The organism is Synechococcus sp. RS9916 (assembly GCF_000153825.1).
In the GTDB taxonomy this organism is placed as follows: Bacteria; Cyanobacteriota; Cyanobacteriia; order PCC-6307; family Cyanobiaceae; genus Synechococcus_C.
Genome location: NZ_DS022299.1, coordinates 2,011,788 through 2,025,020 on the forward strand (window position 1 = coordinate 2,011,788; position 13,233 = coordinate 2,025,020).

11 protein-coding genes are annotated in these 13,233 nt (G+C 62.0%); 8 read left to right on the forward strand and 3 right to left on the reverse strand.

What is annotated here, in order from left to right:
• Window positions 1-480, reverse strand: a complete 480-nt coding sequence (cynS, locus tag RS9916_RS10530; RefSeq protein ID WP_198003420.1) for a cyanase — start codon at window positions 478-480, stop codon at window positions 1-3.
• Between the two features lie 204 nt (window positions 481-684).
• Between cynS and RS9916_RS14560 the strand changes: the two genes are divergently transcribed.
• The 6 genes from RS9916_RS14560 to RS9916_RS10555 all read left to right on the forward strand — a co-directional run bounded on the left by RS9916_RS14560 (window position 685) and on the right by RS9916_RS10555 (window position 7,434).
• A complete protein-coding gene (locus RS9916_RS14560) occupies window positions 685-858 on the forward strand; it encodes a hypothetical protein (protein WP_156777529.1) in 174 nt (57 codons plus the stop codon).
• Window positions 859-929: 71 nt separating this feature from the next.
• Window positions 930-2,000 (forward strand): anthranilate phosphoribosyltransferase family protein, encoded by a 1,071-nt coding sequence (locus tag RS9916_RS10535; protein WP_007099395.1) that lies wholly within the window; start codon window positions 930-932, stop codon window positions 1,998-2,000.
• A 34-nt stretch (window positions 2,001-2,034) separates the two neighbouring features.
• Window positions 2,035-3,285: a tetracycline resistance MFS efflux pump gene (locus RS9916_RS10540; protein WP_007099396.1), complete on the forward strand. Its 1,251-nt coding sequence runs from the start codon at window positions 2,035-2,037 to the stop codon at window positions 3,283-3,285.
• A 78-nt stretch (window positions 3,286-3,363) separates the two neighbouring features.
• Window positions 3,364-5,526, forward strand: coding sequence for a polyphosphate kinase 1 (gene ppk1 / locus RS9916_RS10545; protein ID WP_007099397.1), 2,163 nt, complete (start codon window positions 3,364-3,366; stop codon window positions 5,524-5,526).
• A gap of 197 nt (window positions 5,527-5,723) precedes the next feature.
• Window positions 5,724-6,749 (forward strand): RpoD/SigA family RNA polymerase sigma factor, encoded by a 1,026-nt coding sequence (locus RS9916_RS10550; protein ID WP_007099398.1) that lies wholly within the window; start codon window positions 5,724-5,726, stop codon window positions 6,747-6,749.
• Between the two features lie 73 nt (window positions 6,750-6,822).
• Window positions 6,823-7,434, forward strand: a complete 612-nt coding sequence (locus RS9916_RS10555) for a diacylglycerol/polyprenol kinase family protein (RefSeq protein ID WP_050752329.1) — start codon at window positions 6,823-6,825, stop codon at window positions 7,432-7,434.
• 24 nt (window positions 7,435-7,458) lie between these two features.
• Here the strand turns inward: RS9916_RS10555 and RS9916_RS10560 are convergent, their stop codons facing one another.
• Together RS9916_RS10560 and RS9916_RS10565 are read right to left on the reverse strand one after the other, a co-directional pair.
• Window positions 7,459-7,776, reverse strand: a complete 318-nt coding sequence (locus RS9916_RS10560; RefSeq protein ID WP_369791595.1) for a hypothetical protein — start codon at window positions 7,774-7,776, stop codon at window positions 7,459-7,461.
• Between the two features lie 144 nt (window positions 7,777-7,920).
• Window positions 7,921-8,982: a 3-deoxy-7-phosphoheptulonate synthase gene (locus tag RS9916_RS10565; RefSeq protein WP_007099401.1), complete on the reverse strand. Its 1,062-nt coding sequence runs from the start codon at window positions 8,980-8,982 to the stop codon at window positions 7,921-7,923.
• 116 nt (window positions 8,983-9,098) lie between these two features.
• Between RS9916_RS10565 and acnB the strand changes: the two genes are divergently transcribed.
• Both acnB and RS9916_RS10575 read left to right on the forward strand, forming a co-directional pair.
• Window positions 9,099-11,699, forward strand: coding sequence for a bifunctional aconitate hydratase 2/2-methylisocitrate dehydratase (gene acnB, locus RS9916_RS10570; protein WP_007099402.1), 2,601 nt, complete (start codon window positions 9,099-9,101; stop codon window positions 11,697-11,699).
• A 17-nt stretch (window positions 11,700-11,716) separates the two neighbouring features.
• Window positions 11,717-13,201, forward strand: a complete 1,485-nt coding sequence (locus RS9916_RS10575; protein WP_007099403.1) for a ClC family H(+)/Cl(-) exchange transporter — start codon at window positions 11,717-11,719, stop codon at window positions 13,199-13,201.
• Window positions 13,202-13,233: the final 32 nt, after the last annotated feature.

The window sequence follows — 13,233 nt, forward strand, 5'->3', positions numbered from 1 at the left end:
TCACCATTTTTTGTAGGGAAGGAATTTTCCGCACATGGTGATCTTCACGCGATCACCCTTAGGATCTTCCACCTTGTCAACATCCAGGGTGAAGTCGATCGCGCTCATGATGCCATCACCGAACTTCTCCTGAATCACATCCTTTAGAGGCATGCCGTAGACCTGCATGATCTCGTAAAAGCGATAAATCAGAGGATCCGTGGGGATCACCGGCTCCAGACTCCCCTTGGTGGGGTACTCCTGCAATGCAGCAGTAATTGCCGGATCCAACGACAACAGCGATGCCAATTTTTCAGCCTCCTCAGCTGAAGCAGTGGCCTGCCCGTAGAAGAGTGAAGCGATCCAAACTTCGTCCAAACCAAGGGCTGCCTCGAGATCAGCGAAGCTCATGCCTTTGGCCTTCTTCGCTGCCATCAAGCTGGCTGTCACCGTGGCCTGAGAAGGAGCCGCCAGAGAAGGCGTCAACGTAGAAGCAGTCATGAAACCATCAATCAATGGATGTGCCGCATCGAGTCAATCCTTCACAGGAAGCTCTACGGCGATGCAAGCTTCTCCCCTTCAAAGCATCAGAAAAGCCACATTCACTACCAAACAGCACTTCCAAGCACCTTCATTCCTGCAGCAACCGCGACAGCAGTCTTCAATCAAACACAGCACGATTGAACTACTGAATAATCGATAGTCATGATTCAACTTTTCGCGCGCCGTTTGACGCGTTCAGCAACGCCCTCATCCGCTTTCACGGCCAACAACACTTCATTCCCCAGCTTGATTGTGGAGCGCCTGTATTACGCCGAAGGGCGACATCACCCCGACCACCCTCTCCATGGCAGCCACACAGGCCTGAGCCGTTGGTAACAACCGTTACCCCTGCGGTGCCGGTCTAAAGCTGAGGATTCTCCTCACGTTTTTGTGTCGGGGTGTGCTGGATGACCAAAACCGACGCTGACGCACGCCAACGGTTCAAGGAGCTGCTGCGTAAAGTTGGCAGTGGTGAGCACACCAGCACTGGTCTCAGCAGAGCGGAGGCCGATGAAGCCCTCGAAATGATGCTGACGGGCCAGGCCAGTGATGCTCAGATCGGTGCTTTTTTGATTGCTCACCGCATCCGTCGGCCCGAGCCCCAGGAGCTCACCGGCATGGTCGACACCTACCGGCGTCTGGGCCCTGCGCTTCACAGTGCATCCGGACAAAGTCGCCCATTGTGTTTTGGCATGCCCTTCGATGGGCGAAAGCGCACAGCTCCCCTTTATCCACTCACCGCATTAGTGCTGCTCAGCGCGGGGCAACCGGTGGTGTTTCATGCCGGTGGTCGCATGCCGGTGAAATACGGCATCACAGCGGCGGAACTGTTCGAAGCGCTCGGCCTTGAGCTGGCCAGCCTGTCGCTCGCTGAGGTGCAAAGCGGGTTCAATCAGCATGGTTTGGCGTTGATCCACCAACCCAGCCACTTCCCCTTAGCCGATGCCCTGATCACCCACCGCGATGATCTGGGAAAACGCCCACCAATCGCCAGTGCCGAACTGCTCTGGACTGCCCACTCCGGTGACCACCTGCTGATCAGTGGTTTTGTGCATCCCCCCACCGAAAGCCGGGCTTGGGAAGCCCTCTCCCTGGCTGGGGAACACGAGGTCATCACCGTGAAAGGCCAGGAAGGCGGAACCGATCTCCCCATCAGCCGGGCTTGCATCACTGCCCGCATCAGCGCAGGACGCCCCGCTGAGCGTCTGATCCTTCATCCCCGCGACCACGGCTGCTTCGGGCCGGATCAGGAGTGGAACGACCTCGACAGCTGGCAACAACAAGCGCACGACGCACTGCAGAACCAAGGTCCATTGGCGCCATCGCTGCGTTGGAATGCCGGCGCCTATCTCTGGATGGCCGGCCAGGCACCCACGCTGGAAGCCGGATTGGACAGCGCAGAGACCTTCATGCAAGACGGTCGGGCTGCCGCCATGCTCAGCGAGCTGATCGCATGGCGGACCTCTGTGGGAGGGTGACGGACCTTCTCGGCCTCCCCCAGCCCGATCTCCCGTGAGACGGTACAAGTTCCCCACTCTGCTGAGCGCCTTTCTCACGCTCCTCAATGACCGGCTGAGCGAAAGCATTTTTCTGCCGCTGCTTCCCTTCCTGCTGGAGGACTTCAGCAGCAGCGGCAGCACCGTTGGACTGCTCTCAGGCACCTATGCCTTATCGCAATTCGCCGTCGCTCCGTTGATTGGCGCCCTGAGCGACCGCTTCGGGCGCAAACCGGTGATCAGCATCTGCGTGCTGGGCTCAGTGCTGGGCATGGGCCTGTTTGCGACCACGCTGACCTTGCCTTGGCAGCAACTCTGGCCCAGTGCCGCCGCCGCCGGCCTCCCTCTGGCGATGCTGTTCCTGGCCCGGATCATCGACGGTGCCAGCGGTGGCACCGCTGCCACGGCCACCGCCGTTCTGGCCGACGTGACCACACCGGAGAACCGTGCCAAGGCTTTCGGGTTGATCGGCGTGGCGTTTGGTCTGGGCTTCGCCCTCGGCCCTGGCCTGGGGGGTCTACTGGGCGACGTCAATCGCATCCTGCCGGCATGGGCCGCCACCGCATTCGCCCTCACCAATCTGATGGTGGTGCTGGGGTTGCTGCCCGAAACCCATCCGCCTGCGGCCCGCCGGCAGTTACCGCGCAAACGGGAGCTGAACCCTGTCACCCTGCTCGCCCGCGTGTTTTCCAAACCGGAGGTGAGGCGACTCACGATCGCTTTCTTCGGCTTTTTCATGACCTTCAACGGGTTCACCACCGTGCTGGTGCTGTATCTGCGCAACAACTTCCGCTGGACTGAAGGGATGGCAGGAGCTGCCTTTGCCCTCGTGGGCGTGATCGCGATGGTGGTGCAGGGAGGCCTGATCGGTCCACTGGTGAAACGCTTCGGTGAGCTGCGGCTCACCCTCACCGGCCTGGGGCTGCTCACCACCGGCTGCCTGCTGGTGCCTCTCGCCACCCCCGCCAATTCAGTGCCGGTGGTGTATACCGCCGTCGCCTTGCTGGCCCTTGGCACGGGTCTTGTGACCCCCTGTCTGCGGGCCTTGGTCTCCCGGCGACTCGGAAATGATGGCCAAGGATCAGCCCTCGGTGGCCTGCAGGGTCTGCAGAGCCTGGGCACGTTCCTCGGGGCTTCAGCCGCCGGCTTCAGCTACGACCGCATCGGCCCCACCAGCCCCTTCTGGTTTGCCGTCGTAATGCTGATCGGTGTTGCTGTTCTGGTGGCGGGCAGCCTGCCCAAACGCCCCCAGACGCAGCAGGCCTGAGCCGGCAATCCAGAACACTGAAGCGCTGTGATGTGATTGCTACGTTGCCGACAGAGGCATTACCCCCACCCCACCCTGATGGCAGCCCGTTCCCTGCCCCCTGATCTCTACATCAACCGGGAACTGAGCTGGATTGCCTTCAACAAGAGGGTGCTCAGCCAGGCCCTCGACCAGCGCACCCCACTGCTGGAGCAGGCCAAGTTCAGCGCCATCTTCAGCAACAACCTCGATGAATTTTTCATGGTGCGGGTGGCATCACTGAAGTCTCAGGTGGAAGCGGGTCTCAGCAAGGCCAGTGCTGACGGCCGCACCCCCCAGCAGCAACTCACAGCAATCCGCAGCACCTTGATCCCGTTGCTGGAAGAGCAACAGACGCACTACCGCAGCTACCTCAAAACAGAGCTGCGCAAGCACAGCGTTCAACTGCTGGATTACCCCCAGCTCAACGAACAGCAACGCCTCTGGATCGATAACTTCTTCCAGACAGCGATCTTCCCGGTGCTGACCCCCCTCGCGGTGGACCCAGCCCACCCCTTTCCGTTTGTCAGCAACCTCAGCCTCAACGTGGCGGCCCTGGTGGTCGACCCCGACAGTGGCCAACGCCAATTGGCCCGGGTGAAGGTGCCGCAAAAGATGTTGCCCCGCTTCGTGGCGATTCCCACGGATCTGAGCGATGCGGAGCAGGAGCCCCTGCACACCGCCGTACCCCTGGAGCAGGTCGTCGCATTCAACATCGGCCTGCTGTTTCCCGGCATGACCGTGGAAGGGCACTACTTCTTCCGCGTGACCCGAGACGCCGATCTCGAGCTGCGGGACCTGGAAGCCGACGATCTGATGATCGCCATCGAGCAGGGCCTGCACAAACGGCGCATGGGCGGCGAAGTGGTGCGCCTTGAGGTGGCCAATGAAATGCCCGACGACGTGCTCGAGATGCTGATGGAAGGCATGTCGGTCAGCGAAGACGACCTCTACCGAATCGATGGACCTCTCGGACTCGACGATCTGTTCAGCCTGCTCGCTCTACCGCTCGATGGCCTCAAAGATGAACAGCTCAGCGGCCACACCCACAGCAGCCTGGTGCGCACCCAACGTGGCTTGCTCGAAGATGGCTCCATTAAAGAAGAGGAATTTCAGAGCATCTTCTCGGTGATCCGACGCCGGGATGTGCTGCTGCACCACCCCTACGACCTGTTCTCCACGTCGGTGGAGGAATTCATCAACCAGGCGGCAGACGATCCCGATGTGATGGGAATCAAGATGACGCTTTACCGCACATCAAAGGATTCATCGATCATCGCCGCTCTGATTCGCGCGGCTGAAAACGGCAAGCAGGTGATGGCTCTTGTGGAGCTCAAGGCCCGCTTCGATGAAGACAACAACATCCAGTGGGCCAAACACCTGGAGAGTTCTGGCGTGCATGTGGTGTACGGCGTGATCGGCCTCAAGACCCACACGAAGATCGTTCTGGTGGTGCGGCGCGAGAAACAGCGCCTGCGCAGTTACGTGCACATCGGCACGGGCAACTACAACTCAAAAACCTCCAAGCTCTACACAGACGTCGGCCTGCTCTCGGCTCGGCCTGAACTGGGGCAAGACCTGGTGGAACTTTTCAATTACCTCACCGGCTTCTCAAAGCAGCAGAGCTTCCGCAAATTGCTGGTGGCTCCGGTCACCTTGCGCAAAGGCATGGAGGGGCTAATCCGCCGTGAAATCAGACACGCCAAGCAAGGACTTGGCGGCCACATCCGCGCCAAGATGAACTCGCTGGTGGATCCAGCCATCGTTGCTCTGCTTTACGAAGCCTCCCAGGCGGGGGTGGTGATCGAATTGATCATCCGCGGCATGTGCTGCCTCTACCCAGGTCGGGAAGGCATCAGCGAAACGATCACGGTGGTGAGCATCATCGGCCGCTATCTGGAGCATTCCCGCATCTTCTGGTTTGGCAATAACGGTGACCCAGAGATTTACATCGGCAGTGCCGACTGGATGCCCCGCAATCTTGATCGCCGCGTGGAGGCCGTCGCTCCCGTGGAAGAACCGGAACTCCGCGAGCATCTCGAACGCCTACTCGATCGCTATCTCCACGACGATCAAGGCACTTGGGAAATGCTCAGTGATGGCAGCTTCACCCAGCGCAAGCCCCTGCGCAGTGGTGAACACGTTCAGACAAGCCTGGGCAAGCACTGGAGGCAGGGGCTCCCGGCCGCCAAAGCCCCAAAAACGGCAAGCCGCAAACCATAGTGTTACCAGGACTACACACCGACACTCGATTCTGCCTTAAAGAAACAAAAAACTTGCAAAAAGTGGGCAATATTCTGTAAAAGAAAGCAACGCAGGATTCGGTCGATCTTTATACGGGAAGATTTCATATTTGAACCCTCCGTCTTGCCGCCGCGGTGCTAAGTTTCGCGCAAATCAAATCTCAGGAGGCCAGGGTGATGGGGATCCCTCTGGAATCCACGGAAGGTGCAAAAGCCACCTCTCCGTCGGAACCTGTGTTGCCGAACACCAAACGTGTTCGCAACGCAGATCAATCGGCTCGTGCAGCGCAAGCTGCGCGACAGATCAAGCAGGGAGGCCGCCTCTCCACCGATTCGATCGGCTATTACCTGAGCAGTATCGGCAGAATCCCACTCCTCACACCAGCTGAGGAAATCGAGCTTGCCCACCATGTGCAAGCGATGAAACAGCTGTTGGAAACGCCTGAAGACGAGCGCACTCCCCGGGAACGCCACAAAATCCGCATGGGCAAACGGGCCCGCGATCGGATGATGGCAGCGAACCTCCGCCTGGTGGTGAGCGTGGCCAAGAAGTATCAGAACCAGGGCCTGGAGCTGCTGGATCTGGTGCAAGAGGGAGCGATCGGGCTGGAGCGGGCCGTCGACAAATTTGACCCAGCCATGGGGTACAAGTTTTCAACCTACGCCTACTGGTGGATCCGCCAGGGCATGACGCGGGCGATCGACAACAGCGCCCGAACCATCCGCCTGCCGATCCACATCAGCGAAAAACTCTCCAAGATGCGCCGCATCTCCCGAGAGTTGTCGCACCGCTTCGGTCGCCAACCCAATCGACTGGAACTGGCCCACGCCATGGGGATCGAACCCCGTGACCTGGAAGACCTGATCTCCCAGAGCGCTCCCTGCGCCTCCTTGGACGCCCATGCCCGCGGGGAAGAAGACCGCAGCACCCTTGGCGAATTGATTCCCGACCCCAACGGCGAAGATTCGATGGAAGGGATGGATCGTTCCATCCAGAAGGAGCATCTGGGGGGCTGGCTCTCCCAGCTGAACGAAAGGGAACAGAAAATCCTCAAGTTGCGATTTGGGCTCGACGGCGAAGAGCCGCTGACCCTGGCCGAAATCGGCCGGCAGATCAACGTCTCCCGGGAGCGCGTGCGGCAGTTGGAAGCCAAAGCCATTCTCAAGCTGCGGATGATGACCACCCATCAACAGGCGGCCTGACATCCTTCAGGCCAACGTTGCTTTCACTGCTGCTTTGAGCCCCCTGGTCGGTGTTGTTGTGATCGGGCTCTGGATGGGCCTGGTCCTACTGCTTGCCGTGGTCGCTCGCCGGCGCTGGCCTGGGCAGAAAGAGCTGAGTCGAAAACTTGTTCACATCGGAACCGGCCCCGTGCTGCCTCTGGCCTGGTGGCTGCAGATCCCTGCAGCCTTGGCGGTGCCGATCGCCACAGCCATCACGGTGGTGGCGCTGATCAATCACCGTTGGCGTTGGCTTCCGGCCGTCGAGGATGTGGATCGCAATAGCTACGGCACAGTCGCCTATGGCCTGGCCATCACGACCCTGTTGTTGCTGTTCTGGCCCCACCAACCCCAGGCCGCCTGCGCGGGAGTGCTGGTGATGGCCGCCGGCGACGGACTGGCCGGCTTGATCGGAAGAGCCACCCACACCCCCCACTGGCAGATCTGGGGCCAGACGAAATCAGTCGCCGGCACCCTCACCATGGCCGCCGTGAGCCTCACCGTGCTCGCCATGCTGGCCTGGGTCGCACCAGAAAGCCCCGGCCTTGCCGGCCTTCTGGCCATCAGCCTGTTGGCAACAGGCCTGGAACAACTCAGCCCATGGGGCATCGACAACCTCACCGTGCCGTTGACAGTTGGCCTCAGCTGGCCATGGTTCAGCACCTGAACCATGGGCCCGGCAGCGTCGCCATCAGACTCGCAGCATCCGTTCCCAGTGACGGGACCAGTCGCCCTGACTGCCAAGGCCCGCCACCAACACCTGGTCATCGGGCAGCTGGCGTAAGCCTGCCTGCCAACGACTGATTTGATCAGAGCGCTCCACCCAGAGACGCATCACCTGGTGCTGAAGCGCATCACCGTCCCAGTGCTGCTGACCGGCCACGCGTTGGGACCACTGCAACAGGCCATCGAGTTGAAGCGGACGGAAACCCCTCACCCATAGACCGGTCTGCTGCTCAAGCTCAAACAGACGCAGGCTGTCGCCGAAGCCAAAAAAATGGAGAAACACCAACGGCCGAGCCTCCGCGCTTGATCTCCACAATGTAGTGATCAAATAAGCCAGCGAAGTTCAAGGCAAACGTATTAACGAAATCGCTTACATTTCAAAACTGACTGATAACAAAGCTGGCACTCACGCCTTGCGAGTGCCAAATCAGACAGCCACAGGCGCAGCGGCAACCGCAGAAGCCAGCTGCTCCAGCAGCCCAGCCGTGGTGTCGAGGCTGATGCAAGCGTCGGTCACGCTCTGGCCGTAGGTCATCGCCGCACGATCAGCATTGAGCTTCTGGTTGCCTTCCACCAGATGGCTCTCCAGCATCACGCCCATTAAATGGGTGGAGCCCTGCTGCACTTGCTCAGCGACCGCCTGCAGCACTTCGCCCTGGCGGCGATAGTCCTTGTTGGAATTGCCATGGCTGCAATCCACCATCAAGCGATCCACCAGACCGGCATTCGCCAGCTCGGCTGCCGCAGATTCCACCGCCTCCAGATGGAAATTGGTGCCGCGATTGCCACCACGCAGCACCAGATGGCCATGGGGATTGCCGGTGGTGCTCACGATCGAGGCCTGACCGCTGTGGTTGATGCCCAGGAAATGGTGGGGCTTGGAGGCCGCCTGCATCGCATTGATGGCGATGGTGGCGCTGCCATCGGTGCTGTTCTTGTAGCCGATCGGCATCGAAAGCCCAGATGCCATCTCCCGGTGGGTCTGGCTTTCCGTGGTGCGGGCGCCGATGGCGGTCCAGCTGATCAAGTCGGCGATGTATTGGGGAACCACTGGGTCGAGCAGCTCCGTGGCGGTGGGCATGCCATCGCGGGCCAGATCCAGCAGCAATGAACGGGACAGACGCAGCCCGGTATTGATGTCGTAAGAGCCATCGAGGTGGGGGTCATTGATCAGACCCTTCCAGCCCACCGTGGTGCGGGGCTTCTCGAAATAGACCCGCATCACCACTTCCAGCTCGTTGATGTGGCGTTCGCGCAGCGGTGCCAGACGACGGGCGTACTCCCGTGCCGCCTCCACGTCGTGCACGGAACAAGGACCGACGATCACCAGCATGCGGCGATCTTCACCGCTGAGGATGGATTGAATCCGGCGGCGGGCGCCGGCCACCGTATCCGCCGCTCCAGGGTCAATCGGCAGATCCGCATGCAACAGAGCGGGAGCGAGCAGGGGACGGGTCTCCACCACATGGAGATCGGAAGTGGTGGTCATACCCCTGGCCGAGAAAAATCCAGGTTACGTAAGCCGACGGATGCATTCATCACCGGATGCTGACCCGTCAACAAGAAGAATGGAGGCAAAGCCCACCGCTAGAGGACCGACTTCCGATGCTGAGTGCCTACCGCGCAAGCGCCGCCGAACGGACCGCCCAGGGAATCCCTGCCCTGCCGCTCAACGCTGAGCAGACCCAGGCACTCACCGAGCTGTTGCAGAACCCACCCGCAGGTGATGAACAGGAACTGCTGCATCTGCTGAGTGAACGGATCCCACCTGGGGTGGATGAAGCCGCCTATGTCAAAGCCACCTGGCTCAGCGCTGTGGCCCAGGGCACGGCCACCAGCCCCCTGGTCTCTCCGATGGAGGCCGTCCGTCTGCTCGGCACCATGGTGGGGGGCTACAACGTCGCCGCTCTGATTGAGCTGCTGCAGCACAGCGATGAAGCACTGGCTGGCTGCGCTGCGGATGGTCTGAGCCGCACCCTGCTGGTTTACGACGCTTACAACGAAGTGATGGCGCTGGCCGCCAGCAACCGCTTCGCCAAGCAGGTGGTCGACAGCTGGGCCGCGGGTGAATGGTTCACCTCCAAGCCGGCCCTGGCCGAAGAGATCACCGTCACCGTCTTCAAGGTGGAAGGCGAAACCAACACCGATGACCTCTCCCCAGCCACCCACGCCACCACCCGTCCGGACATTCCCCTCCATGCCCTGGCGATGCTGGAAACCCGCGATCCAGAGGGCCTGAAGACCATCGCGACCCTCAAGGAAAAAGGTCACCCCGTGGCCTACGTGGGTGACGTGGTCGGCACCGGCAGCTCCCGCAAGAGCGCCATCAACTCCGTGCTCTGGCACACCGGCAACGACATCCCCCACGTGCCCAACAAACGCGGCGGCGGCGTGATTTTGGGCGGCAAGATCGCCCCGATCTTCTTCAACACAGCGGAAGACTCCGGCGCCCTGCCGATCGAATGCGACGTCACCGTGCTCAATACCGGCGATGTGATCACGATCCGTCCCCATGCCGGCACGATCGAACGCGCCGCCGGCGAAGCCAACGCCGGGGAGGTGATTGCTCGCTTCTCCCTCAAGCCCAGCACCATCAGCGATGAGGTGCGCGCTGGTGGCCGCATCCCCCTGATGATCGGCCGCGCCCTCACCGACAAAGTGCGCAACCAGCTGGGACTGCCCGCCTCTGATCTGTTCATCCGTCCGTCCGCACCGGCAGACACCGGCAAAGGCTTCACCCTGGCCCAGAAAATGGTGGGCAAGGCCTGCGGCCTTCCCGGCGTGCGCCCCGGCACCAGCTGCGAGCCGCTGATGACCACCGTGGGGTCCCAGGACACCACCGGGCCCATGACCCGGGATGAGATGAAGGAATTGGCCTGCCTGGGCTTCTCTTCTGACCTGGTGATGCAGAGCTTCTGCCACACCGCCGCCTATCCCAAGCCGGTGGACCTGCAGACCCAGAAGGATCTGCCCGATTTCTTCGCCCAACGGGGTGGTGTGGCCCTGCGCCCTGGCGACGGCATCATCCACAGCTGGCTGAACCGCATGCTGCTGCCCGACACCGTGGGCACCGGCGGTGACAGCCACACCCGCTTCCCCCTCGGCATCTCCTTCCCGGCCGGCTCCGGACTGGTGGCCTTCGCTGCCGCCATCGGCGCCATGCCCCTCGACATGCCCGAGTCGGTGCTGGTGCGCTTCAGCGGATCCCTGCAGCCCGGCGTCACCCTGCGCGATGTGGTGAACGCCATCCCCTGGGTGGCGATTCAGAAGGGCCTGCTCACCGTGGAGAAGGCCAACAAGAAAAACCTCTTCAATGGCCGGATCATGGAGATCGAAGGTCTCCCTGATCTGAAGCTGGAACAGGCCTTTGAACTCACCGATGCCAGCGCGGAACGCTCCTGTGCCGGCTGCACCATCAAGCTCTCCGAAGACACGGTGAGCGAATACCTGCGCAGCAACGTAGCGCTGCTCAAGAACATGATCGCTCGCGGCTACAGCGATGCCCGCACCCTGGCGCGCCGCATCAAGGCCATGGAGGAGTGGCTGGCCAACCCGCAGCTGCTCAGCGCCGACGCCAATGCGGAATACGCCGAAGTGCTGGAGATCAACCTCGACGAGCTCACCGAGCCCGTTGTGGCCTGCCCCAACGATCCCGACAACGTCAAGCTGCTGAGCGAAGTGGCCGGCGATCCGGTGCAGGAGGTGTTCATCGGCTCCTGCATGACCAACATCGGCCATTACCGCGCCGCGGCCAAGGTGCTGGAGGGCGCCGGCCAAAACACGGCGCGCCTCTGGGTGTGCCCGCCCACCCGCATGGACGAGGAAACCCTCAAAGCCGAGGGCTACTACGCCACCTTCGAAGCCGCTGGCTCGCGCATGGAAATGCCCGGCTGCTCCCTGTGCATGGGCAACCAGGCCCGCGTGGAGGACAACACCACCGTGTTCTCCACCAGCACCCGCAACTTCAACAACCGGCTGGGCAAAGGGGCCCAGGTGTATCTGGGCAGCGCCGAACTGGCGGCCGTCTGCGCCCAGCTCGGACGCATTCCCACCGCTGAGGAGTACCGCAGCATCGCGGCCGCAAAGATTGATCCGCTCTCCGCTGAGCTCTACCGCTACCTGAACTTCGACCAGATCGCTGGCTTCGAGGATCAGGGTCGGGTGGTGAGCGCCGACGACGAAGCACAAGTGCTGGCTGGGGCCTGATCCCCAACGCCAGCCCGATGATTGTTCCTAACGAAGTCAAACAACGCCGCCACCAACTCGGCTCCAGCCGCAGCATCCGGCGCCTGCTGGAGCGGCGCTGGTGGGTGGTGGTGCTGGCGCTCATGCTCACGGGCCTGGGCGCTGCGCTCACTGGCGTGCTGTTCAAGGCCGGACTCAAACTGCTCGGAGGCTGGCGACTTGAGCTGCTGGCCGACTTTCCCGCCTGGATTGTGCTCCCCAGCCTGGGGGCCGGCGGGGGGCTGATCTCGGCGCTTTTGGTGTCACGCCTGGCGCCCGCCGCAGGGGGCTCCGGCATCACCCACATCATGGGCTTCCTGAAACACCGGGCCGTCCCCATGGGCCTGCAGGTGGGCCTGGTGAAACTGGTGGCCGGCATTGTGGCCATCGGTAGTGGCTTCCCCCTGGGTCCTGAGGGCCCGGCGGTGCAGATGGGCGGATCGGTGGCCTGGCAGATGGCCCGCTGGCTCAAAGCCCCCGTGGCCTTCCGAAGGGTGATCGTCGCCGCCGGCGGTGGTGCCGGCATCGCCGCAGTCTTCAGCGCACCGATCGGAGGCTTCATCTATGCCGTCGAGGAGCTGCTGCACTCCGCCAGGCCCGTGGTGCTGCTCCTGGTCATCGTCACCACCTTCTGGGCGGATGCCTGGGCGGATGTGCTCGGCCTGGTGGGCATCAGCCCAGCCACCGGAGGCCTGGATGCCACCCAAGGATTTCAACTGGAACGGCAATACACCCCCCTGGTGAACTTCCTGCCCATCGACCTGGGTTACCTGATCGGCCTGGGGATGGTGGTGGGGGTTCTGGCCGAGTTCTATTGCCGTTATGTGCTGGCGATGCAACGCAAAGGAGATGCCTGGTTCGGCGATCGCCTTGTGCTGCGCATGGTGCTCAGCGGAGGCGTGCTCGGAGGCGTGTATGCGTTTCTGCCCGACGCGTTCCACAACATCGACGGCCTCAAAGACCTGATCGCCGACGGCAAGGCCGACATTCCCATGGCGCTGGGAACATTTGTGGTGCTCTTCTTCAGCACCGGTCTGGCGGCGGCCTCCGGTGCCCCGGGCGGCCTGTTTTTCCCCATGCTCACCCTGGGGGGAGCCATCGGTCTGGCCTGCGGCATCTGGGTGGAAGCGCTCACAGGCCATGTGCCCAGCACCTACGTGTTCGCCGGCATGGGGGCCTTTGTGGCCAGCTGTTCGCGCACGCCGATCACGGCCATGTTCCTGGCCTTCGCCCTCACCAAGGATCTGCTGATCCTCAAGCCGATCCTGGTGGCCTGTCTGGCCAGCTTCCTGATGGCCCGCCTGTTCGACGAACGCTCGATCTATGAGCGCCAGCTGGGCATGGAACTGGCCGACGAAGACAAGCTGGAAGCGAAGCGGGAACGCCGCGGAGGCATCCACCACGGCTGGATGGGATCGGTGCGCCGCCGGGCCTTCACCCCTCCACCACCTCCCAAACCCTCACCACCGGGAGACGGCTCCTGAACCAGGAAACCCTGCTATTTGATCCGGTGACA

Coding starts and splice junctions, on each gene's coding strand:
- cynS (WP_198003420.1), bottom strand. CDS start 480: ATGACTGCTTCTACGTTGACGCCTTCTCTGGCGGCTCCTTCTCAGGCC.
- RS9916_RS14560 (WP_156777529.1), top strand. CDS start 685: ATGATTCAACTTTTCGCGCGCCGTTTGACGCGTTCAGCAACGCCCTCA.
- RS9916_RS10535 (WP_007099395.1), top strand. CDS start 930: ATGACCAAAACCGACGCTGACGCACGCCAACGGTTCAAGGAGCTGCTG.
- ppk1 (WP_007099397.1), top strand. CDS start 3,364: ATGGCAGCCCGTTCCCTGCCCCCTGATCTCTACATCAACCGGGAACTG.
- RS9916_RS10550 (WP_007099398.1), top strand. CDS start 5,724: ATGGGGATCCCTCTGGAATCCACGGAAGGTGCAAAAGCCACCTCTCCG.
- RS9916_RS10555 (WP_050752329.1), top strand. CDS start 6,823: ATGGGCCTGGTCCTACTGCTTGCCGTGGTCGCTCGCCGGCGCTGGCCT.
- RS9916_RS10565 (WP_007099401.1), bottom strand. CDS start 8,982: ATGACCACCACTTCCGATCTCCATGTGGTGGAGACCCGTCCCCTGCTC.
- acnB (WP_007099402.1), top strand. CDS start 9,099: ATGCTGAGTGCCTACCGCGCAAGCGCCGCCGAACGGACCGCCCAGGGA.
- RS9916_RS10575 (WP_007099403.1), top strand. CDS start 11,717: ATGATTGTTCCTAACGAAGTCAAACAACGCCGCCACCAACTCGGCTCC.